This is a genomic window from Paenibacillus polysaccharolyticus, assembly GCF_900102085.1.
GTDB lineage: Bacteria > Bacillota > Bacilli > Paenibacillales > Paenibacillaceae > Paenibacillus > Paenibacillus polysaccharolyticus.
Genome location: NZ_FMVM01000009.1, coordinates 206,427 through 228,234, shown reverse-complemented (window position 1 = coordinate 228,234; position 21,808 = coordinate 206,427). Strand labels below are relative to the sequence as shown.

The window sequence follows — 21,808 nt, the reverse complement described above, 5'->3', positions numbered from 1 at the left end:
AGATGGATGAACATATGAAACGAAGATTGGACAAACAGAGACAATTGTTCAAACAACTGGGTGTACAGCTGGATGCTTTATCAATTCATGAGAAACAGTTCAATTATAAACTTCGTGGTTATGACCCGGACGAGGTAGACGCATACCTGGATCTGGTGATTAAGGATTACGAGCGCTTTTATGCGAATATTGCGGATTTAATGGATAAATGGCAGGAGCAACAGTTGACCATTCGTGACCTCAAAAATTCGGTCAAACCTGTCGAAGACCCGAATAAGATTGATCGCAAACAACTGGATGACATCGTGAAGCAATTGGAGTATACTGTGCGACAACTTAAAGTCAGAGCACGTCCTGAAAAGGATCTGTTTACGGAATAAGGCTGGAACATCCGGGATTATATTAAAAAAGGTGGTTAATCATGAGTACTCATTTTTCGGTCAGTGTGCATTGTTTGTTGTTACTGTCTCTCAGCGCTCCTGAACGAATCACGTCTGCTGAAATTGCGGGCAGCGTAAATACCAATCCTGTCGTTGTCAGACGTATACTGGGAGGGCTGAAAAAGGCAGGATTAGTCAATTCTTCACCAGGCACTCGAGGGTTTTATTTGGCAAAGCCAGCGAGTGAAATTACACTTGCCATGGTTTATGAGGCAGCCAAGGATGAAGGGCCATTGTTCCCGATCCATGGAAGTTGCAATCCCAATTGCGAGGTGGGCATGCAGATGGATGGACTGCTGACCAATCTGTATCAGATTGCTGAATCTAAAGTGGAGCAGTTCTTTGCAACGATTACGCTTGAAGATATGGAGCGTACCAGTACCGAGCGGATCCAGGCTCCACAATTAGAGGCGAATCAGAAGTCGAACTAAGGGAAGGCGGTAATCACATGAAAATCATTGTTATCTCCGACACGCATCTACCCAAAAAAGCAAAAACGTTACCAGCACCATTGGTTGACGCATTGACTAGCGCAGATCTCATTCTCCATGCAGGGGACTGGTCAGATTGGAGTGTGTATGAGTTGCTAAGCCATTACGCTCCGGTCGAAGGTGTAGCTGGTAACACGGACCCATCCGAGATTGGGGAGAAGCTGGGTTTCTCCCGAATTGTTGAAGCGGAAGGATTACGGCTTGGACTTGTGCATGGTCATCGTGGATCAAACGGAACAGAGCAGAACGCCATTCAGACCTTTGCTGGAGAGCAATTGGATGCGGTAGTCTATGGACATTCCCATATTCCGGTGATGCATACCGTAGATGGTTTACTTGTATTTAATCCGGGTTCACCCACGGACCGCCGATTCCAGAAGCGATTTTCGTTTGGAATCATGACGGCTGAAGATGGGAAATTGCAGGCCGAACATGTTTTTTTTGATCGTGAATAGATCGTGTTTTTATGGACAAGTTGGCTTGGACAACGATAGAACAACATTCCATATAAAAGGTGTCTCTGAACAGAAGTCATTTCTGATTTAGAGACACCTTTTTGTTTTTGGAGAATGATTTTGACTTGAAACGTTATCTCTGAATGGGGAATATGTGCGGTTTGTTATCTGTCATTCATCTGTTTGCGTTATGCTCTATGGCAGTGATCGAGAGAGTGATACAATGCGTTTACGACATGAAATGAATGCGTTTACATAAAGGGGAGGTTCAAGAACATGAAACTGTCCATATTCACCGTTGCTGTCCCTGACCTAGATGCTAACGAGCTGGCTTCTGCAGCGGCGGCAGCGGGTATCGCTGGAATCGAGTGGAGATATCGCGGAATACCGGAGGATGCGTTGTCTGAACAACCTTCGTTCTGGCGAAATAATCGGTGCTCCATCGATCCGGATAGGTGGCAGGAACAAGTTCCTGTTTTTCGGGAAGCAGCTGAGGTTCATGATAGAAAATCTATTGCACTTGTGCCATATCTCAATTGTGGAGACATGGTTGCAACCGAGCAAGCATTCCAGGCCGCATCTACACTTGGCGCTTCTATGATGCGTGTGGGTGTTCCGGGTTATGACCGGAGTACAGCTTATCCCGAGTTATACGGGAAGGCCGTTCTTTATCTAAACGAAGTTCAGGATATAGCGAAACAGTATAACGTTAAGGCTGTCATTGAAACGCATCATCAAACGATTGCGCCAACGGCTTCTCTAGCCTATCGTCTTGTACAATCTCTTGACCCGGAGCATGTCGGGGTACTCTATGATCCGGGCAACATGGTGCACGAAGGGTATGAAAATCATCGGATGGGACTTGAACTGCTTGGTCCGTATCTCGCCCATGTGCATGTGAAAAATGCAGGGTGGTACAAGAAGAATTCCGGGGACACATCAGATGCGAGATCGTTGGTTGGAAGCGGCAGCTCTGAACAATCGCTAACCACGTTGTGGGAATGCCACTGGGCTCCGCTGACGGAAGGTATGGTGGACTGGGTGCAGATGGTACGTGATCTGAGAGCGGTTGGCTATGACGGTTATTATGGCATCGAAGATTTTAGCGGAACTTTGGATTCCAGAGCGATGTTACAGCATTTTGCAGACGTTTTTGCTGAAATTGAGCGTCGCGTAAACGAGGAGGAGCAAGCATGAGTATCGTTCGAGTAGCGGTCATTGGAATTGGAAATATGGGGGCATCACATGCCAGAACATTGGTGGCTGGAGAAGTACCGGGTGCAGAATTAGTAGCTGTATGTGATGTGAGAAAAGAGATGGAGAGCTGGGTAACGAGTAACCTTCCGTCTACCGTAACGTATTGGCAGGATGCTGAGCAGATGATGTCTTCGGGAACAATTGATGCCGTCATTGTTGCCACGCCACACTACGATCATCCCGAACAAGCGATCCAGGCATTCCGGCATGGCCTGCATGTGATGATCGAAAAACCAGCAGGTGTGTATACAAAACAGGTACGGGAGATGAACGAAGCTGCTGCGGCAAGCGGTAAAGTGTTCTCCATCATGTACAATCAACGGACGAATCCGCTGTACATTAAGCTGCGTGACCTGATTGCCTCAGGTGAGCTTGGTGAGGTGCGGCGTACCAACTGGATTATTACGAACTGGTATCGTTCTCAGAGTTACTATGATTCCGGCGGCTGGCGTGCAACATGGGCAGGCGAAGGAGGCGGTGTGTTGATTAACCAAGACCCGCATCAGCTGGACTTGTGGCAATGGACGATTGGCATGATGCCGGTGCGTATGCGTGCCTTCTGCGCCTTCGGCAAATACCGGAACATAGAAGTGGAAGATGACGTGACTGCTTATGTCGAATATGAAAATGGAGCGACCGGTGTGTTTGTAACCACCACGGGTGAAGCACCAGGAACCAACCGCTTTGAGGTTAGCGGCGACCGCGGTAAGATCGTCATCGAAGACGGACAACTCACCTTCTGGCGCTTGCGTGAATCGGAGCCAGAGTTCAATCAACGTTTTACCGGCGGATTCGGACAGCCGGAATGCTGGAAATGCGATGTGCCAATTACAGGCATTGAGACAGGTCATCCAGGGTTAATCCGCAACTGGGCTGATGCGATTCGAACAGGGGCACCATTGATTGCTCCCGGTCAGGATGGTATTCACGGCTTAACGTTATCCAATGCGATGTTACTCTCCACTTGGACGGATAACTGGGTCGATCTGCCGATCAATGAAGACTTGTTCTATGAGCACTTGCAGGAGCGTATCGCCAATTCAACTACGAAGAAAGACAAAGCATATGCGGGCGGTCAACCTGCCGATCTGAGTCAGACCTTTAAATGATGATGTAGATAAGTTCAACTGGGGATTTACACGGAACACTCCGATGACCTCTGAACTTCAAACTTGATCTATATGCGTTTATGAATATAACTTTTAAAAGGATGGGATAACATGGCGAAAGACGGAATGTTCTATGCACCCAAAAGTGTGACAAAAGAAGTTGTGTGTCAACCGGGAGAGTTCACTATCGCAGCTGTAGCGTTAGATCACGGACATATCTATGGTATGGTTGGCGGTTTGCTGGATGCTGGAGCTACGCTCAAATGGGTATATGACCCGGACCCGGCGAAGGTGGAGGCATTCCGTAAACAGTTCCCCCAGGCGCAGGTCGCCGCATCGGAAGCGGAAGTACTTGCGGATGAAGAGGTATTGCTGGTAGCAAGCGCAGCTATAACATCAGATCGTGCGCCACTCGGCATGAGAGTGATGGCGGCAGGCAAAGATTATTTTACAGACAAAGCCCCGTTCACCACGATGGAGCAATTAGACTTGGCACGTGAAGAAGTGAAGCGTACGGGCAAAAAATACATGGTGTATTACAGTGAACGCTTGCATGTGGAAAGTGCCATCTATGCGGGACAGCTCATTGAACAAGGAGCTATCGGCAAAGTAGTTCAAGTTATGGGTACAGGCCCACACCGCTTGAACGCGGGCGGACGACCAGATTGGTTCTTCAACCATCAGCAATACGGCGGCATTCTCTGTGACATTGGTAGCCACCAAATTGAGCAGTTCTTGACCTTTGCGTCGTGCAGTGATGCACAGGTAGCTTTCAGTCGGGTCAACAACTTTAATCATCCACAGTTCCCTGAACTGGAGGATTTCGGTGAAGCTTCCCTGATCGGTGATAACGGAGCTTCCGGCTACTTCCGCGTAGACTGGTTCACACCGGACGGTCTTGGTACTTGGGGCGATGGACGTACCGTGATTCTTGGAACAGACGGTTACATCGAGCTACGCAAGTACATCGACATTGCACGCGAGCCGGAAGGGGATCAGGTATACCTGGTTAACCATGAGGGTGAGTTCAGATACAATGTCAAAGGCAAAGTCGGTTATCCATTCTTCGGTCAGCTCATCCGCGACTGTCTGGATCGTACCGAGACTGCAATGACACAGGAGCATGCGTTCAAAGCAGCAGAGCTGTGCTTGATCGCCCAGCATAAAGCCATGAGCGAACGCGTAGTGTGGAGTGTCGGTGGCAAGTAAGGTTTAGGAGTTGGGAGTAAGATTTTAGGTATGAGGCAGTAAGGCTTTATAATAAGTCAGAGCAGTCCCGTTGTAACTGTAGGTTCGCTTGTTAGTAAGTACTAACAAGCGAAGCAGTTGAGGGACTGCTTTTCTCAGTTGACGACTTCGCAGATGGAACAAATTGGGTTATATTAGATGTAGTTCGCATATGAGTTTGAAATGAGAGGGATATACGAAGTTCGTAGATATAATGTTATTGGAACAGACTTGCAATGGATTAAAAACCTTGAATTGATCGGATGAAAGAATTGAAAGGTCAAAAATCGATTAACAAAAAGGATTAAAGAAGAGATCAAATGACATTGAAGGACAAAAGCGATTTTAAAAATCGGATTTAAAAAAGGTCAAGTAACATTCAAAAGATCAAAAGAGGTTGAGGATCAAGGACATATTGAGAACGAAGACCAATGAAAATGAAATGACATAAAAAATGAGAACCATGAAAGATCAAAAAACACATACATGAAGAAACATTGAAGAGAAATGTGCAGTAGATTCGAAGAAGGCAAGACCGTCCAATAACATTATATTCAAGCAGCGGCTCCGATGGAGCCTGGGTCTGCGAGAAGGATTTCGAAGAGGCATTTCAGCAGACAACCCCGTTGGGGTTCATGAATACGGGGACGTTATCAGAAACCATATGTGGAGACTTATCAAACCCATTGGTATGTGATACTATAAAATTCAATTACTAAAATATTACAACCAAATAAAAACATTCTTTCATAGGAGATGAATTGATGAGTTTCATTGTTAAGGTGTGGTCCACAATTACAAGCGATTTTATAGTTTTTTTACAATTAAGGAATAAGGGGATATCAGATGAAACTCGGAAACACTATTTAAGTGATCTGAGATATTACATTACTAACTACTTTGAGAATTCCACGATGTTTGATAGTTATAATGATTTATTTGATAGGTTAAAGATCTCAGATTACTTAAGTAAACGCACAGGGGCAACAGCAAAAGCAGCTTTATCTAATTTGCTTGAATATTATTTGCATACTAACCGGATTCCTCCTCATGACTATTTACAGATTAAAAGAGAAATAAAGAGTTACGTTAGTTCAGTAAATGATGAGTTAGATTTTATGTCATTAGAAGATGTTGATTTTATTTTTAGTAAAAAAGTTGAATACAGATTTTATGATCGAGATTCTGAGGCACGTATAATAGCTCCATTAGTCTGGTCATTAGCATATCATGCATTATTTGAACAAAAACACATTCAATCTTTAACATGGAATGATGTTAATCTTGAAGGGGGAATTATTAGAAATATTAGGGGCAGAGATGATTACTTAGCTGAAGACGTGATAAAAATGGATGAAATAACTATTAATGCTTTTCGGAATTATATAGATTACTTCGGAACAAAAATTAAAAGAAACGAATTTTTGATACATATAAATGGTAAAAAGGCCAATAACGCAGGTATTAATAAAATGTTGGCTATCTTAAACGGTCGAGTTGAAAATAGTAGTAAGTTATCTACTAATGTAAATATTCAAAAGCTGAATAGATCAAAAATTTTACACGACTTACTATCCTCAAATGGGGAGCGCCTTATTAATTACTATAAAATCTTAGGGAATAGAAGGAATAAGCAATTAGAGAATGCACTTAATGAATATTTGTTACAAGTAAGATCGAGGAGGACATATGGCATCTGATAACAGTATATCCACGCATCGGAACCTGGCTGCTCCTCGGTCCGCCCGGAGGGGATTAGCAGAGGGGATGAATCAGGCGGACACATCCGCACCGACTAAGCGCATCGCGCTCGGCTGCTGGCGCAGCCTTAAGTCGGTGGGACGTCGTGGATACAGAAACGTTATGGGAAATTAACTTAGAGAACGGAGGAGATATAAATGGGGAATGTTACAAATCCAAGATGGTGGGAATTTTATCTCGTTAGATATTTTGTTGGTACGATAGTAGGGACAATTGTTGTAATTGCTATAGCCAGTAATAAGTCAAGTCTGCTTCATCCTTTTTTCTCTAGTATGATTAACTTCGGAACTAAAGAGTTTAATGTCTCACACTTATGGCTTTTTGCTTTAATAGGACTTGCATTTTGTTACTTAGCAAGTTCTCCAATACTGGTTTTACATGCATTTAGAACTAGCATATTTAGTCGTCAATTGAGTGAAGTCGCAGTTTCTACAACTTTTATTAAAAAATGGTGGAAAGTGATCTTATATTGGTCTGTTTTGATTGTTATAGGTATTTTTGTGTTTTTATTTTTTGAAGTTGACTATAATGTTTTTTTGAAATTGAAATTTTGGATTTTATTTTTGATGTTTTTTTTACAAGCGTACATTATATCTTTTCAGCTTAGACATAAAAGTATATTTCTCATGTACAAAAAATTGAGTTATGCAAGAGCGAGTAACGCTAATGCAAAGAAGGAATACATAGAATCGTATAAGCACCTAAGGGAACATGGAAATGCTTTTATGATATTAATTATGGAATTAATTCTAGGATTTATTTTATACAATGTTACATCTGCTACAATGATTTTGTTAATTCTTTTATTTTGGATTCTTCCATCAGCAAGTGTTTGGTTTGTAGGAACATATTTAGAATCAAGGATTCGTGAAGTATAAAAAATTAAGAGCATTAACATCCCATAACATAATATTCACGCTGCGGACATTCGTCCTTGATCCGGCGGTCGCCGGATACTCGACATGCGTCGAGTCGTGAATACAGGAACGTTATCGGAAATTCATGTGAAGTAATTAAATATTATTTGGAGGGCTCAAAATGAAAGAAACAGTTATACCTGAACATAAATTAGGTTTGTTTTACGTGTCGGGGTCTATTGAAGAAAGCGATCTTTTATTGATAAGCTCTGATTTGAAAGAGAATGGAATTCAATTTATAGCGTTAGATAAAAGTGGGCAAATTAATGCTTCGATTGATGAATTTTCTAATGTTTTTTCATTTTTAGTTAGTTCTCCATTAGCTATGGGATTGGTTTCAGGTATTATTGCTAGTGCAACATGGGACAGCATAAAAATCGTAATATTACGGACTTTTAAAAGAGTGAAAAACAAAAAATATAACAAGATAACGAAAAATGGCGTGGAGGAGAAGCAAATAACATTTGGGTTTGAAGTGAAAATTAATGATGATCATTACAACTTTAAATTTAATGGAATATCATCGGATGAAGCAATGCGCGAAGCTCTAGATAATATTATGTCTTTGCTACGGAGCAAACAATCGCTATCCAGTGAAACAAACCAGTTGTCAGGGTCTGGTTTACCTAATTATATTGCAACTTATGACGAGGTATCGAAAATATGGATCGTCAGAGATACCAATAAAATCATATTAGAAAAAATAGAGAACTCCAAGTAATTAAGCTAATTCGAAGAGGACAGGAACATCCGATAACATAGTATTCAAGCGGCGACTCCTTACGGAGTCTTGGTCTGCTGGATAGAATTAAAGGAAGTAATTTCAGCAGACACATCCGCCATTTGTCGGACGTCGTGAATACAGGAACGTTATAAGAAATTGGCGCTAATTATTTTAAATGATAAATGGGGGTATTTCAATGTATAAATCGATCCTGAAAAATTACATGAATAATATTAAAACTTTAAGATCATTTGTATCAGGAGTGGAGTCTAGTCTATTACAAAAAGAAGAAGAAGTAATAAAAAAGAACTCTATGGGTTTACTACCAATGATATTTGCATTTAGTCAACTAAATCCTGATAAATATAAATTAAGTGATAAACAAATTAAAGAATGCATTAATATTTTTAAAGACCAAGTGAATGTAGTAAAAAAAGATGAAGATGACCTTACCAAAGGTGTTAGTGTTACTATCAAAGGAAAGGCAGGTGTTGGGCTCAATAATGCAATGAAAGAGATAAATTTGCAAAAGGGACAAATCAATATGCTCTATCAAAATTCATTAATAAATTTGATAGTATTTTTCGAATTATTAATTTCAAGAGTATTGCACACGCATATAACAAAGTTTCCTGAAATAATGAGTATAAAGGATAAAACATTAAGTCTTGAAGATATAAGGAAATTAGGTTCATTCGAAGATGCAGAAAAATATCTTATCGATCAAGAGGTTGAAGGTATTATGTATGGAAGTCTCGATAAGTGGTATAAATATTTAACCGATAAAGTTAAAATAACAATTTCATATTTTCAAAAAAATAAAGAATTAATATCAGAAATTTTCCAAAGAAGAAATATTGTTGTACATAATGATGGAATTGTGAATTCTATCTATTTTAAAAATGTAAATGTTGACTTGAGGAAAGATATTTCTTTGGGAGATAAAATTAATGTAGACAGAGAATATATAAATAAATCAATTTCAATTATTGAGAATGTAGGTATATTAATTTTACTAGAAATGTGGAGAAAAGCTGAGAAGAAATCACAAGAACGTGTAGATGAGATAATGGGTGAAGGCTATACATTAATGTTAGATGAAGATTGGAGTTTAGCTGCAAATCTTTATAATTTTTGTTCCAATGAGATTAGTATATCTGCAGAAGATAAATTAATGTCCAAGGTGAATTATTGGCTATGTATGAAAAGGAGCGGACAATATGAAATTTTGAAAAAAGAGATTGAAGAAGCAGACTTTAGTCCTTATAATAAAAAATTTCAACTTTCTTTATTAGCTTTAAAAAACGAAAAAGAAGAATTTTTTGATTTATTGAAAATATCTATGCCCAATGATCTTTCTGTTGATAACTTAAAGGAATGGCCTATATTTACTGAAATTAGAGAATCGGAAGAATATAACAAGTTTATTCAAGAAGTTGAGGAGCCTATAGTAAAAGTAGAGTTTACAAATAATGATTTTCTGCAAATGAATTCTTTTGAACAGGTAGAAGAAGATATAATTCAAAGTGCTAAAAATAGAAGGTATGTTAGAAAAAGAGGCAGAAAGAGAGGCAGAGTAAGGAAAGCAATTAGTGGAAGAAGGAACAGAACAAACAGATAAATAATAATTACAATAACTAACTTAAAGATTCCTCAATGAAGGCGCCAACATCGGATAACATAATATTCAAGCAGCGGCTCCTTCGGAGTCTTGGTCTGCGTGAAGGATTTCGAAGAGGAATTTCAGCAGACAACCCCTTTGGGGTTCATGAATACAGGAACGTTAAACGAAATTAATCTAAACATATGATGTTGGAGGCTTAGAATATGACAAGGAAAAATTCAGAAGAAACGACGGTACAAATAAAACAATTTACTATTAAAGAGATAGATCGTGGAATCACTAAATTAGAACGTAGAGTTCAAGATGTAGAAGAGTTAAGAGAAGAGACTGTTTACTCAGACCCGAAAATTAAAAATGTTGAGGAAAGTATCAAAGAAACAATAAGAGAAGTTTATGGTCAATTTTCGCCTGAGTTTATTAAATATCAACACTATACCATTTGGGAAGGAACATACGTAATTGGTGATTCATTTTTAGGAAAACAAACAAAATTTCAATTAGGGATTGAACATGCAATTAGTATGTTAAACGGTTTGATAGAAAGATTGGCAGAGAAAAAATTTGATTTGGAACAAGATCCTGATACTATCAAAATTCAAACGTTCAATGGATTAAATTTGCATCCACGTATTTCTAATGTTTGTTTGAATTTATATAAAGATGGTCACTTTTCGAGTGCTGTATTCGAAGCTTCTAAATCATTGATTAATTATGTTAAAGAAAAATCAAAAAGACATGACTTAGATGGAACAAACTTAGTTAGAACAGTTTTTTCGAGAAATAAACCGATTTTAGGATTTAATAACTTGATAGATCAGACTGATTTAGATGAACAAGAAGGAATCATGCACTTATTTGAGGGAGTTGTAATGGGAATTCGAAATCCAAGAGGACATGGGAATATTACCGATGATCCTGATAGAGCTATGGATTATATCATTTTAATTAGCCTATTAGCATACAGAGTTGACAATTCAAGTAGCATTTTGAGAGAAGATTAACTTCATTTAACAATGCGGACATTCGTCCTTGGTCCAGCATTCGCTGGTCGTGAATATAGGAACGTTATAGGAAATCGTCGGAAATTCAATAATAGCAGGTGAATCAATGAAGTATAAAAAAATTGAACACAAGTTCAAACTTGAAAACTTTATTAATACTAATTCAGAATATGATCTATGGATTACATCCTTTGCAATTGCTCTTCAAGATTTAATAAAAACGCACAAACTTATTTTCCACTTAAGTGACTCTAAGGAAATGCCTAACTATACATTTTTCTTGTTTAAGATCAGTCTTGGATTTTTAAAAGAATCTGTAGATTTAGTTGAAAGCAGTTTGAAAAGTAACATTGCTGAGAGGCTCGTATCAATTAAAAACTTCAAAAAGAAATATGATGAATTTATTGAACTAATAACAAATGATCCAGATTACAAATACCTGAAGGATTTTATTAATGAATCACGAAACAAGGTATTTCATTATAATAACTTCCAAAAAAGGAACGATGCAAAGTCAGTAAAGAAGATATTAAATGAATTATATGTTGAAGATTTTAGAACAGAATTCACTTTGACAAGCGATCATTATTTGTTTAGTGACTATACCTTTGCAGAAGACATTCAATTGAATCAGTTAATCAGTATAATCGAGAAACAAGAGAAAACTAAAGCACTTGGAGATAGACTTCACAATCTATTAATAATAATGGCCAAGATAATGACATTACTACAAGATGTGATATTTGATTTTATTATCGATCAACAATCGAATCCTAAAATACTTAGGATAAAATTTAAATGATTCTTGTGAGTATATCTTAGAAGCCAACGACATCCTAGAACATCTTATTCACGCTTCGTCGCTATCGCTCCTTGGTCCGGCCAAAGTAGGGAGAAGCTTCATCAGTAGAGATTTCAGTAGCAGAGTAGCATATTCAGCCTGACACCCCTGCATTGCCAAACCGCGTCGCGGCCGTTCCCTCCTGTCACTTAAGGCAGTGAGGGTTCGTGAATATAGAAACGTTATACAAAACCTGTGCAAGTGATAATATATAAACAAAACCTTAAGATACAAGAAATTTTGGCTAGCGGGAGATTAGAAATGAATAAAATGGTTGAGTATGGTTTTTTATGTGGCAGTAAGGATGAAAAGGTGCTTATGAGTGCTCTTTACAGTTTTTTAGAACCATTAAATAGAACTTTCTCAAAAACGAGGAACAAAAGCTTGTTAGATTCGAGGCTTCCATATGTTTATAAATATTATTATTGGAATTTGAACAAAGAAAAACAAGTATATATAGAAGTTTATCCCAACAAAGATTTAGAAGGGAAATATAAGTTTTCGAACGAGGACGTTGGCTGGATACTCTTTGCTAATATTATAGATCAAACACCACCTTATCATGTAACAATCGAAGAGCAAGAAAGGTATCTCCATGATATTTTAGCCTCATCGAATTTTGAGTATTTAAAGTTATATGAGTACAAAAATGGTGAGGAGAGATTGTAAAGGAATGAATATTTAATGAAGTTTTTGAAGGATATGAAGGTGCCTATATCACTAAAGAACATATTCAAAAATTGTCTTCAAAATAGCAGAAGATTTTGTGAATTGGAAATATAGAATTGACATGGAATTATCTATTGATTTAGAAAAATGAGTTTTTAAATCAACTGAAAGTAATAGGAAGGCGAATAAACAATAACGAACCCCAAGCCGCTTATTCAAAGAATAATGAATCTTCGTATAACATAATATTTACGCTGCGGGCATACACCCTTGAATTGGCATTGGCCGGACACCCAGCGTTCGCTGGGTCGTTAATGCACAAACGTTATCTGAAATCTGCAATTAGGAATAATACAAACATAGAAATGAGGAAGATCTATGAAGTCAAGATTGATACTGATAGATGGAATGCCGGGTTCCGGTAAGTCGACGATTGGAAAAGTAATAGGTGCAAAGTTGAATGAAATGAATATTCAAAATAGGTTTTATCATGAATTGGAAGAGAACCATCCATTGCGAATATACGATAAGACGTTTACTTCCTTTACTATTCAAGATGAAGCGGAGTGGTTTACTACAAAAGTTGAACAGCTATTCACTGATTTTGTCAATGAAAGAGTAGGGCGAGACGAAGTTACAATTATGGAAAGTTACGTCTTTCAGAATACACTTGGTTTTGCCTTTAATATGCAAATGGACGAACAAAGAATATTAGATTTGACCAAGAAAGTACAACTTATTTTAAGTCGTCTCGATCCGATCCTGATTTATTTTTATCAAACTCATGTAGAACAACATTGGAAATGGATATGTAGTGTTCGTGGACCTGAGTTCACACAGGATCGTTGTGGACTATACACGGATAATGATTTTATTGAAGCGGGCCATTTTTGGACGAAAAACCAAGATTTCATTTTCAATATCGTTCAAGAATGGGAGATACCAAAATTGATCATAAAAAACGAAAAGTACAATTGGGAAGACTATGAGAATAAAGTGAATCATTTTTTGGAGAAATTTGAAGAAGATATTGACATCCCATAATTTAAGCAAACAATCCCGGAGTACATGAATACAGGAACGTTAACTAAAATTGATAGAAAGAGGAATGAAAATGGAAAACCTAATAAGAATAAGGCACCTTTCAAAACATGAAGAAGTATCTTTATTAAATTTTGAATTTTCAAAAAGATATCCATGGTACACCTCGAATGACTATTTCTATAAGTGCTTGGAAGAAAATATAGAAGGCAAGAGAGTGACTTTAATGGCCTACTATGGAGATACATTGGCTGGGTGTTGCCACTTAATGTTTACTTCGGATTATCCGTATTTTAAAACAGGTAATATCCCAGAAATAAATGACTTGAATGTTTTTCCAGAGTTCAGGAGGAAGGGGATCGCAAGTACAATGTTCGATGAACTCGAAAGAATAGCATCCAAGAGATCCAGATTCATTGGCTTAGGAGTAGGGCTCTATAAAGATTATGGTAATGCTCAAATGATGTACAACAAACGCGGGTATTACATGGATGGTCATGGAATCGTCTATAACAATATTGAAGCAAAACCCGGAGAGAAAGTGATGGTAGATGATGATCTGCTGATGTATCTAATTAAACCATTGGATAATGAGCTGTGAATGTAAATTAATGATGTAGCGAGATGAGTTAACATTATATTTAAGCTCCAGGCGTCTAGAAGAGGGATTTCGAGGAAGTATAGAAGCAACTGGAAACTCAGCATACGCTGAGGCCGTGAATACAGGAACGTTAAGAAAAATTACCAACGAGGAGTGAGCTTTTGATCCTGGAGTACTTAAAGAAGTATGCTCAAAAAGCATATGGAGAAGTTCATTCGATAACGACTTCCCCCGTTTTTTTATTTGCTAATGATCCCAAGTTAAGAGAGAAGGAACTCTATCATAACTACTTCTACATCCATGGATTCAACCGATTGATTAAGCATAATCGAATATCATCAGAGAAATTAATCGAAACCTTTTCTTATCTAGAGGAAGAGATTGAGCAGTATCTTAAAACGTATTATAAGAGTAAAGACTTTATTTTGTATTTGAAAGCGGATTCCTTAATACCTGCATTTACAGTGACATTGCTTTCTTATTATGAAGACGAGGGTTTGAAGGGAAGTTGCTCCTTGCCTGAACTAATTGATTGGTTTAAAGAAAATGCTTGTTTTGATGGATTGAAAATCATAGAGAATGAAACAAGTGAAGACCATCTAGAAGTACAGTCTGAAGATATCTTTCCTGTTGTCGCAAAGACATATATAAAGATCATAAGGACCTAGTCGGGTCGTGAATACGGGAACGTTATCAGAAATAGACTCAGAATTTATATGATATGGGAGTTTAAAATGAAAATTGTTTTTAGAAATTTCGATGATTCTTGTTATGAACAAGTTTGTGACTTTTTAATTGAATTATCAAAAGACGACCGAAAACATATTAATTGGAACTGGGCAAGGTGGGAATGGATGTTTTTTCATCCTGAATTTAATCGTGACTTAAAAAATAAAATTGGATTATGGTATCTTGCTGATGAGTTAGTAGCTATAGCAACGTATGACCATTATTTCGGAGAAGCATTTTTTGCTACTAAACAGGGATTTGAAGAGTTAGAAAAAGATATATTAGAATATGCTATTGCTACTTTCAGTAATGAAGGTGGCCTTGGGATTGCGGTGAATGATAAAGATATCCATACTGTAGATTTACTGCGTAGTTATCATTTTGTTACGCATGATCAGACGGAAAACATACTTGAGCTTGCACTAGAGAATGTTAGCCTTGAAGGTACAATTTCTGAAGGCATAACCCTAAAAAACATTGATATAAAGAATGACCTATATAAACTTCATCATATGTTATGGCAAGCATTTGATAACGAAGGGCCTGTACCCGTTGATGAAGTTACGATGAATAAGCAAAAAGAAATGTTATCCGCAACCCATTTGAACCCTTTTCTACATGTTGTGGCTGAAAATAAAGATGGGGAATATGTTGCATACTGTGGCTTATGGTATAGTCCGAAAACAGATTATGTTTATGTTGAACCTGTATGTACGGTTCCTGAGTATCGTTATAAGGGTCTGGGCCAAGCAGTGGTTATGGAAGTTTTAAAAAGAAGTCGTTCCTTAGGTGCTGAGAAAGCATATGTTATTTCTGATAGTCATTTTTATAAGTCATTAGGATTTCAGCAACATTCACATTATACTTTTTATTGGCATAATAGCTGATATTTCGATCATCGTTAAGTGAGAGTTGCATATTTCAAGTTGAGTCCTTGTCTATCTTTGATCCAAGTTGAAGCATAGATGAGGTTTCAAAGAAGCTGATTCAGTAGCAGGGAGGCATATTCGGTCGGACAACCTTGCACTGTTTAATCGCGTCACAACCGATCTCTCTATTCACTTAAGGCAGTGAAAATTCGTGAATACAGGAACAAAATAAAGAAATATAACTGGTGAATAGGAGGTAATAAAATGGGATTTCCAACACATATCGTATCAGCGGGTGGAATAGTAGAGGATGGAAACGGAAATATACTTTTGGTAAAAGCTCATGATGATGGATGGGTATATCCTGGTGGGATTACTGAAGTTGGGGAAAATCTAATTGATGGTGTGATCCGTGAAATCAAGGAGGAAAGTGGAATTGATGTTACAGTAAGCCATTTAGTTAACATTGTATCAAGCACGGGAATACATAAGTGGTATGACGGAGTAACTGATGTTCCAACGAAGGTTATGTTTGATTTTGTATGTAAAGTTGAGGGAGGAGAGTTAAGTACTTCTGAAGAAACAAGTGATTGCCGCTGGGTTGCAAAGGACAAGGTTCTGGATTTTATTACTCTCCCAGCCATTCGAACTCGTTACGAAGCTTATTTAAATTTTAGTGACTCGGTGAATTATATTGAGTATATTACTCCGACCACGACAGAATGTAATGTAAAAGTTCAAAGGTATTTATAATTTTTATTAAGGAGGATAAATGAATACAGAACTTAGAAACACAATGCAGAATACAATTGACCGTTTCGTATTGCCTAATGCAGAAATATTGAGTATTAAAGATCAGGATCTTGCTTACGGCACCTCAGCTGTAGAACTTAAAAGACATGAAATATTACTTAGAAATGATACTCGTGATTGGAGTATTAATCTTATTTCAAAGAGAGCGTCACTCAGTGAAAGGCGTACATTAAATTATCTATATGATCAATCAGCAAATGTTCCATTTAGTTTTACATTAAATATGGCAAGTAACAGCCGAGAATATCTTTGCATGCAGGATGTAGATTATGAAAGGGATTACAATAATTTAGATATCGAACTGCTTCAAAAAAATGAACAAGCTGCTCTGGCAGATATACATGCGTTCAACTATAAAAAATATTATAAATTGCAATGGCTTCCATTGCTTGATTCAAGATATATTAAATCAGTACTGAACGAGAAATGGGGACCGACTTGGAATAATGCAAAATCAGATCCGAATTTTATAAGTCATTTTGGTGATCTTATTCCAGAGATTGATAAGGTTGCAGAGCATATAGTTAAGGACATGGATAAAGTTCTCAGAGATGAAAGCTCCCATACCCTTGTACATAACGATCTACACCCCGGCAATACATTAGTTCACAAAAACCGAAATGTATATTTCATTGATTGGGAAGAAGCACATTATGGTTCCTTATACATTGATGTAGCGCTTAGGTATAGAGAGCTTTCTCAAGCCGAGAACTATAGAATGTTGATGAATTCGAGAGGATTAAATCTATCGCAGGATAAATATAAACTGAATTATACAATTACGTCCAGATACTTGGGATTACGATATATGTCATGGTTTTTATCCACGTGGAAAGATGATAAGCGATGGCTGGACGAATTAAACAAGTATATAAATATGACTATATCCTAAATAAGATTGAAACTACTTTAGTTAAGGGATATAACGTAATATTTATGTTGCGGATATTCATGCTTGGCCCTGCATTCGCCGGAAAATCAGTATCCTTGAGCCGTGAATATCGTAGATCTTTTAGAAATATTTTCAAACTCAAGGAGGATGGCGATGGAGAATCAACAACCAGTAGTTATTGAAGAATACAATGAAGAATGGCCAAAAGCATTTATTATAATAAAATCAATTTTATCAGATAAACTTCATGGTCTAGCGTTGCTAATCGAGCATGTAGGAAGTACAGCGGTACCGAAACTTGCTGCCAAGCCAATCATTGATATTGATGTAGTTATTTATTCTATGGAGTACCTGCCAGGGGTAATCCAAAAGCTAGAGGAATTAGGATACATTCACGAAGGTGATTTAGGCATTAAGAACAGGGAGGCATTTGCGAGAAAGGACATTTATGTACCTTACAGCCGTGAAAGCGATATCAAGTACGAACATCATCTGTACGTATGTAATATAGAAAGTGAGGAACTACAAAGACATATCATGTTTCGAGACATATTAAGGAAGCATCCCCTATTGGTATCTGAGTACTCAAATTTGAAGATCCAACTGTCATCTGAATTCAGAAACAATCGCAAAGCCTATACTGAAGGGAAAACAGAATTTGTTACGAGGATAATGGAAGAGTACAAAGGTGTTTTGTAGCGTATTTCAGGTTATGAAGATCAGATAAATCCTTATTAAGGGCGGGGATTCCAATGAGTAGCGTGTTACTGACCTCTTGTGGGTTTAATACGGAAGATATTAAAAATCAATTTCTGGATTTTATTGATAGAGATATTTCTCAATTAAAGGTCGCTATTATTACGACAGCATCTCCTATGAAAGAAAATAATAGATATGCACTAAGGGCAATGCAAGATTTCAAAGACATGGGGTTTCACCATATTGAGTTTGTAGATATCGAATTTGATGACCCGCAAGTTCTCGTACATAGAGATGTTATATATATCAATGGTGGAAATCCATATACATTATTGTATTACGCTAAGAAAAGTGGTGCTGATGCAATTATTAAAACATTGGCTTCGCAGAATGTAATTATAGTTGGAGTAAGTGCTGGAGCGTTAATACTGGGGCCGAATATTAACATTGTCGGTTACTTTACTCCAGAGATGAATACGATGGATGTAACGGATTTTAGGGCATTAGGTGTAACCGACAAGCTTATCTTTCCTCACTATGATCGAGAGGACATATTTAGAGATAGTACGAATAGAACAATTGAAGAGAGAATCTTAGAATTTGAATCCAATGAGAATTGTAAAGTGACAAGGCTTAGAGATGATGAATATATTTCGATTTTAAACACAGTAGAAATTGTAAATGCTGAAGCCCTTAAGCCATAGAAGGCTAAGTAAATACGTAGATGTTAGACGAGATCGTGATATAGAAAGGAAGAGATTTGATGGAAAAGCGTCTTAAAGAACTATTTACTAAGGAAGTACTTCATGAAGCAGCTCAAAGGTTTAATATTATTCAATCCAGTCTTAAAGACTTGCAAGGGTTTCAGAACTTTGTTTATTTTGGGAAGTCAAATGATGAAAGTATTGTCCTCCGGATAACACATAAATCCCATCGAACCGAAAAAGAGATTGTATCTGAAATCGATTTTATAAATCACCTGTCTTCTCATCATGTATCTGTTTCCAAAGCTAAAACATCTATTCACGGGAAGTTTGTGGAGGCAATCAGTGATGGGGAATTTTATGCAACATCTTTTGAGTTTTCTAGTGGAAGAAAGGCTAAAATTGCTGAAGAGAGCGATCTGTTCTATCAAAGAATCGGTGGTCATGCAGGAAGAGTACATAGTTTTTCAAAGACGTCAAATCTGATACATCATTTAAACAGGAGACAATGGCATGAAAAAGAGTTTTTGATCCATATGAAAGAGTATTTACCTGCGGAACTTTCTTATGTAATGGATAAGTACGAAATCTTGAAGAGAAAGCTTAGTCAGCTTCCAAAGAATACGGATTCGTATGGAATGATTCATGGGGATTTAAATCATGGGAATTACTTAAATGTAGAAGACGATGTTGTATTTATTGATTTTGATGAAGCCGAATACAGTTGGTTTGTGAGTGATATTGCTATCCCGCTATTCTATGAAATTCCAATCCCTTGGGTAGTCGATGGAAAGCAAAGGTTAGAGATAACCAAGAGGTATTACTACAATTTCATGGATGGTTATGTTAAAGAAAATACAATAGATAACGCATGGTTAAAATTAATCCCTGATTTTATTAATCTTAGACAGTCTGGTGTAGTTTCCGCGATTTATAGAAGTTATAATTTTGATAACTATAACAACTGGAGTGATTGGGACAAAGAAGCGTTGAAATTCTATCTGAATAATATCGAGCATGATATTCCATATATTGATATGGATTTTAGCAGGTAGTTTAATGTGGTATGGGCTAAGCTTGTATTATAAATGCAGGACGTTTACTGAAGAATTAACACCTGAAAAATCAAGAGAAGAGGAGCAACTGATGACCTATAAATCCATTTTAACAGATCAAATATCTGCATGTTATAACGATAAGAGCTGGTTTATTCCGCTGGAGGACATATTGGAAGATGTAACAATGGAAGAAGCATTGACTGAGGATGATAATAAACAAACCATTTGGTCCATTGTGAATCACCTTATTTATTGGAATGAGAAATGGCTTGAGCGTTATAAGGCTGGAGAATTTGTATTAAATCATGGAATCAATAATGATGAAACTTTTGTTTTGAATGAAGATCAATTGAATGATGCTGGCTGGAAGGAAACATTAAATAGACTTGAGCATGTTTTTATCAGTTGGAGAGTAGTTTTAGAAGAAACAGATGAATCTAAACTTACGAAGCAACTTCCAGAATATTTTAATGCCCCTTGGTGGGGAGTTGTTTCTAATCTAAGTATTCATAGCGCATATCATATTGGACAAATTATGTTATTAAAGAAACAAACTCGGGCTAGATAATATCGGATTAGACTACTATCCATTCATGGGAGTGAATACAATGTTGATTTTTGAGAATCTGGCTATTTACAATTTCAACTTAACAACTGAAGAAGAAGCAACAATTTTAAGTCAGTTTATAGATGCAGACCATGACTTGTTATTTCCTTATTTTGAATGTAATTTTTGGGCATTTCCTGAGGATCGGACATATATTGAAGAGCGAACAATAATAAGGAGCAAAGAGAAAGTGTTTGAAATGAATTATTCATTTGTCGATAATGAATTAGTTTATTGGTATAAGCCTCATGATCGAGACGATTTAATACATATTATTAATCGAGACAGGATTACTTATCGAAGCATAGTAGTACCAAAGAATGGGGGGCTGAATGACTGTAGATTCAAACTTTTTACATATGAGCATGCTATCTACGATGAAGAAGAAACCAGGGTGCTTTGGATAGAAGAAACCATTGAAAATGACTATATTGAGAATATTTATCCTAAAATAATAAGTCAAAAAAATGATTAACCAAAAAAGGATAGGTGAGATGACATCAAATTACTGTTTATTTGCAGCCGGAATAAATGGCGTAGCTTAACTGCTGAGAAAATTTTTGAAGGGTACAACGGATATGAAGTAAGGTCGGCAGGAACCGAAACGGGAGCAAGAATTAAGGTTACAGGAGGGCACATTGGATGGTCAGAATTAATTTTTGTTATGGAGAAAAAACATGTGAGAAGATTGAAGGAAAAATTTCCAACAAGTCTAAAAGATAAACGTTTAATCTGTCTGGATATTCCAGATGATTATCAATTCATGGATGAAGAATTAATAGAAATTTTGAAAGCAAGAGTATCCGAATATATTGAAGTGCCCATCTAAATAAGGAGTTGATTATTTTGGACATCGAATCAGCTATATCTGTCGCGTTACAAGCTCATAAAGGGCAGCTTGATAAAGGTGGACAACCGTATATTTTACATCCGTTAGCTGTTATGAACAGAGTGGAAAGCATGGAAGAGAAGATCGTGGCTGTTCTCCATGATGTCATTGAAGATTCAGAAGTCACAATTGAAGAGTTAAGAGGTTTGGGATTTTCGGAAGAAATTTTAACAGCCATTCAGTTGTTGACGAGATCTACAGAGGATAGTTACGAAGAATTTATTGATAAGACGATAATGAATCGAACTGCAAGAAATGTAAAAATCGCTGATATTAAAGAGAATATGAATATATCAAGAATAAAGAATCCGACGGAGGAAGACTATAATCGACTTGAGAAATATAGAAAGGCGTTGGAAAGATTAGAGCGTGAATAACATGTGAAAGAAA

26 protein-coding genes are annotated in these 21,808 nt (G+C 37.3%); all 26 read left to right on the top strand.

The window, feature by feature from the left end:
- The first annotated feature begins 2 nt into the window (after positions 1-2).
- Entirely contained in the window at positions 3-380 is a 378-nt protein-coding gene (locus BLQ13_RS14500) for a DivIVA domain-containing protein (RefSeq protein WP_090921028.1), read from the top strand.
- A 41-nt stretch (positions 381-421) separates the two neighbouring features.
- Positions 422-871: an Rrf2 family transcriptional regulator gene (locus tag BLQ13_RS14495; RefSeq protein ID WP_090921025.1), complete on the top strand. Its 450-nt coding sequence runs from the start codon at positions 422-424 to the stop codon at positions 869-871.
- A gap of 17 nt (positions 872-888) precedes the next feature.
- The gene (locus BLQ13_RS14490; protein ID WP_090921023.1) at positions 889-1,386 is read left to right on the top strand and encodes a metallophosphoesterase family protein; all 498 of its coding nucleotides are present in this window, start codon (positions 889-891) and stop codon (positions 1,384-1,386) included.
- Positions 1,387-1,662: 276 nt separating this feature from the next.
- The gene (locus BLQ13_RS14485) at positions 1,663-2,583 is read left to right on the top strand and encodes a sugar phosphate isomerase/epimerase family protein (protein WP_090921021.1); all 921 of its coding nucleotides are present in this window, start codon (positions 1,663-1,665) and stop codon (positions 2,581-2,583) included.
- A complete protein-coding gene (locus tag BLQ13_RS14480; protein ID WP_090921018.1) occupies positions 2,580-3,752 on the top strand; it encodes a Gfo/Idh/MocA family protein in 1,173 nt (390 codons plus the stop codon). Before BLQ13_RS14485 ends, BLQ13_RS14480 begins: the two co-directional genes overlap by 4 nt.
- A 111-nt stretch (positions 3,753-3,863) precedes the next feature.
- Positions 3,864-4,961 (top strand): Gfo/Idh/MocA family protein, encoded by a 1,098-nt coding sequence (locus BLQ13_RS14475; protein WP_090921016.1) that lies wholly within the window; start codon positions 3,864-3,866, stop codon positions 4,959-4,961.
- 782 nt (positions 4,962-5,743) lie between these two features.
- Entirely contained in the window at positions 5,744-6,679 is a 936-nt protein-coding gene (locus BLQ13_RS14470; RefSeq protein ID WP_090921014.1) for a hypothetical protein, read from the top strand.
- 198 nt (positions 6,680-6,877) lie between these two features.
- Positions 6,878-7,618 (top strand): hypothetical protein, encoded by a 741-nt coding sequence (locus BLQ13_RS14460; protein ID WP_090921010.1) that lies wholly within the window; start codon positions 6,878-6,880, stop codon positions 7,616-7,618.
- A 160-nt stretch (positions 7,619-7,778) separates the two neighbouring features.
- Entirely contained in the window at positions 7,779-8,378 is a 600-nt protein-coding gene (locus BLQ13_RS14455; RefSeq protein WP_090921008.1) for a hypothetical protein, read from the top strand.
- 199 nt (positions 8,379-8,577) lie between these two features.
- Positions 8,578-10,002: a hypothetical protein gene (locus BLQ13_RS14450; RefSeq protein WP_090921007.1), complete on the top strand. Its 1,425-nt coding sequence runs from the start codon at positions 8,578-8,580 to the stop codon at positions 10,000-10,002.
- 206 nt (positions 10,003-10,208) lie between these two features.
- Positions 10,209-11,006: a TIGR02391 family protein gene (locus BLQ13_RS28540; RefSeq protein WP_090921005.1), complete on the top strand. Its 798-nt coding sequence runs from the start codon at positions 10,209-10,211 to the stop codon at positions 11,004-11,006.
- 106 nt (positions 11,007-11,112) lie between these two features.
- Complete coding sequence (locus BLQ13_RS14440; RefSeq protein WP_090921003.1) at positions 11,113-11,808, top strand: hypothetical protein; 696 nt, start codon at positions 11,113-11,115, stop codon at positions 11,806-11,808.
- Between the two features lie 300 nt (positions 11,809-12,108).
- Entirely contained in the window at positions 12,109-12,516 is a 408-nt protein-coding gene (locus BLQ13_RS14435; protein ID WP_090921001.1) for a hypothetical protein, read from the top strand.
- Between the two features lie 378 nt (positions 12,517-12,894).
- A complete protein-coding gene (locus tag BLQ13_RS14430; RefSeq protein WP_090920999.1) occupies positions 12,895-13,560 on the top strand; it encodes a P-loop NTPase family protein in 666 nt (221 codons plus the stop codon).
- Positions 13,561-13,630: 70 nt separating this feature from the next.
- Positions 13,631-14,158: a GNAT family N-acetyltransferase gene (locus tag BLQ13_RS14425; RefSeq protein ID WP_090920995.1), complete on the top strand. Its 528-nt coding sequence runs from the start codon at positions 13,631-13,633 to the stop codon at positions 14,156-14,158.
- A gap of 161 nt (positions 14,159-14,319) precedes the next feature.
- On the top strand, positions 14,320-14,826 hold the full coding sequence (locus BLQ13_RS14420; RefSeq protein ID WP_090920993.1) for a hypothetical protein: 507 nt from the start codon (positions 14,320-14,322) through the stop codon (positions 14,824-14,826).
- 66 nt (positions 14,827-14,892) lie between these two features.
- A complete protein-coding gene (locus tag BLQ13_RS14415; RefSeq protein WP_090920991.1) occupies positions 14,893-15,774 on the top strand; it encodes a GNAT family N-acetyltransferase in 882 nt (293 codons plus the stop codon).
- A 246-nt stretch (positions 15,775-16,020) separates the two neighbouring features.
- Positions 16,021-16,509 (top strand): NUDIX hydrolase, encoded by a 489-nt coding sequence (locus tag BLQ13_RS14410; RefSeq protein ID WP_090920989.1) that lies wholly within the window; start codon positions 16,021-16,023, stop codon positions 16,507-16,509.
- 19 nt (positions 16,510-16,528) lie between these two features.
- The gene (locus tag BLQ13_RS14405) at positions 16,529-17,461 is read left to right on the top strand and encodes an aminoglycoside phosphotransferase family protein (protein ID WP_090920986.1); all 933 of its coding nucleotides are present in this window, start codon (positions 16,529-16,531) and stop codon (positions 17,459-17,461) included.
- A 153-nt stretch (positions 17,462-17,614) separates the two neighbouring features.
- Positions 17,615-18,160 carry a GrpB family protein gene (locus BLQ13_RS14400; RefSeq protein WP_090920984.1) on the top strand — a complete coding sequence of 182 codons (546 nt, stop codon included), beginning with the start codon at positions 17,615-17,617 and terminating at the stop codon, positions 18,158-18,160.
- A 53-nt stretch (positions 18,161-18,213) separates the two neighbouring features.
- A complete protein-coding gene (locus tag BLQ13_RS14395; RefSeq protein WP_090920982.1) occupies positions 18,214-18,864 on the top strand; it encodes a Type 1 glutamine amidotransferase-like domain-containing protein in 651 nt (216 codons plus the stop codon).
- Positions 18,865-18,923: 59 nt separating this feature from the next.
- Complete coding sequence (locus BLQ13_RS14390; protein ID WP_090920980.1) at positions 18,924-19,919, top strand: phosphotransferase enzyme family protein; 996 nt, start codon at positions 18,924-18,926, stop codon at positions 19,917-19,919.
- 4 nt (positions 19,920-19,923) lie between these two features.
- Positions 19,924-20,490, top strand: coding sequence for a DinB family protein (locus BLQ13_RS14385; RefSeq protein WP_244159318.1), 567 nt, complete (start codon positions 19,924-19,926; stop codon positions 20,488-20,490).
- A 40-nt stretch (positions 20,491-20,530) separates the two neighbouring features.
- A complete protein-coding gene (locus tag BLQ13_RS14380) occupies positions 20,531-21,004 on the top strand; it encodes a hypothetical protein (RefSeq protein WP_090920975.1) in 474 nt (157 codons plus the stop codon).
- Between the two features lie 24 nt (positions 21,005-21,028).
- A complete protein-coding gene (locus BLQ13_RS14375) occupies positions 21,029-21,358 on the top strand; it encodes a low molecular weight protein tyrosine phosphatase family protein (RefSeq protein ID WP_090920973.1) in 330 nt (109 codons plus the stop codon).
- A gap of 17 nt (positions 21,359-21,375) precedes the next feature.
- Positions 21,376-21,795: a GTP pyrophosphokinase gene (locus tag BLQ13_RS14370; protein ID WP_338060878.1), complete on the top strand. Its 420-nt coding sequence runs from the start codon at positions 21,376-21,378 to the stop codon at positions 21,793-21,795.
- Positions 21,796-21,808 lie beyond the last annotated feature (13 nt).

Coding starts and splice junctions, on each gene's coding strand:
- BLQ13_RS14490 (WP_090921023.1), top strand. CDS start 889: ATGAAAATCATTGTTATCTCCGACACGCATCTACCCAAAAAAGCAAAA.
- BLQ13_RS14440 (WP_090921003.1), top strand. CDS start 11,113: ATGAAGTATAAAAAAATTGAACACAAGTTCAAACTTGAAAACTTTATT.
- BLQ13_RS14405 (WP_090920986.1), top strand. CDS start 16,529: ATGAATACAGAACTTAGAAACACAATGCAGAATACAATTGACCGTTTC.
- BLQ13_RS14380 (WP_090920975.1), top strand. CDS start 20,531: ATGTTGATTTTTGAGAATCTGGCTATTTACAATTTCAACTTAACAACT.
- BLQ13_RS14410 (WP_090920989.1), top strand. CDS start 16,021: ATGGGATTTCCAACACATATCGTATCAGCGGGTGGAATAGTAGAGGAT.
- BLQ13_RS14395 (WP_090920982.1), top strand. CDS start 18,214: ATGAGTAGCGTGTTACTGACCTCTTGTGGGTTTAATACGGAAGATATT.
- BLQ13_RS14485 (WP_090921021.1), top strand. CDS start 1,663: ATGAAACTGTCCATATTCACCGTTGCTGTCCCTGACCTAGATGCTAAC.
- BLQ13_RS14400 (WP_090920984.1), top strand. CDS start 17,615: ATGGAGAATCAACAACCAGTAGTTATTGAAGAATACAATGAAGAATGG.
- BLQ13_RS14415 (WP_090920991.1), top strand. CDS start 14,893: ATGAAAATTGTTTTTAGAAATTTCGATGATTCTTGTTATGAACAAGTT.
- BLQ13_RS14450 (WP_090921007.1), top strand. CDS start 8,578: ATGTATAAATCGATCCTGAAAAATTACATGAATAATATTAAAACTTTA.
- BLQ13_RS14500 (WP_090921028.1), top strand. CDS start 3: ATGGATGAACATATGAAACGAAGATTGGACAAACAGAGACAATTGTTC.
- BLQ13_RS14435 (WP_090921001.1), top strand. CDS start 12,109: ATGAATAAAATGGTTGAGTATGGTTTTTTATGTGGCAGTAAGGATGAA.
- BLQ13_RS14495 (WP_090921025.1), top strand. CDS start 422: ATGAGTACTCATTTTTCGGTCAGTGTGCATTGTTTGTTGTTACTGTCT.
- BLQ13_RS14470 (WP_090921014.1), top strand. CDS start 5,744: ATGAGTTTCATTGTTAAGGTGTGGTCCACAATTACAAGCGATTTTATA.
- BLQ13_RS14480 (WP_090921018.1), top strand. CDS start 2,580: ATGAGTATCGTTCGAGTAGCGGTCATTGGAATTGGAAATATGGGGGCA.
- BLQ13_RS14455 (WP_090921008.1), top strand. CDS start 7,779: ATGAAAGAAACAGTTATACCTGAACATAAATTAGGTTTGTTTTACGTG.
- BLQ13_RS28540 (WP_090921005.1), top strand. CDS start 10,209: ATGACAAGGAAAAATTCAGAAGAAACGACGGTACAAATAAAACAATTT.
- BLQ13_RS14430 (WP_090920999.1), top strand. CDS start 12,895: ATGAAGTCAAGATTGATACTGATAGATGGAATGCCGGGTTCCGGTAAG.
- BLQ13_RS14425 (WP_090920995.1), top strand. CDS start 13,631: ATGGAAAACCTAATAAGAATAAGGCACCTTTCAAAACATGAAGAAGTA.
- BLQ13_RS14390 (WP_090920980.1), top strand. CDS start 18,924: ATGGAAAAGCGTCTTAAAGAACTATTTACTAAGGAAGTACTTCATGAA.
- BLQ13_RS14460 (WP_090921010.1), top strand. CDS start 6,878: ATGGGGAATGTTACAAATCCAAGATGGTGGGAATTTTATCTCGTTAGA.
- BLQ13_RS14475 (WP_090921016.1), top strand. CDS start 3,864: ATGGCGAAAGACGGAATGTTCTATGCACCCAAAAGTGTGACAAAAGAA.
- BLQ13_RS14385 (WP_244159318.1), top strand. CDS start 19,924: ATGTGGTATGGGCTAAGCTTGTATTATAAATGCAGGACGTTTACTGAA.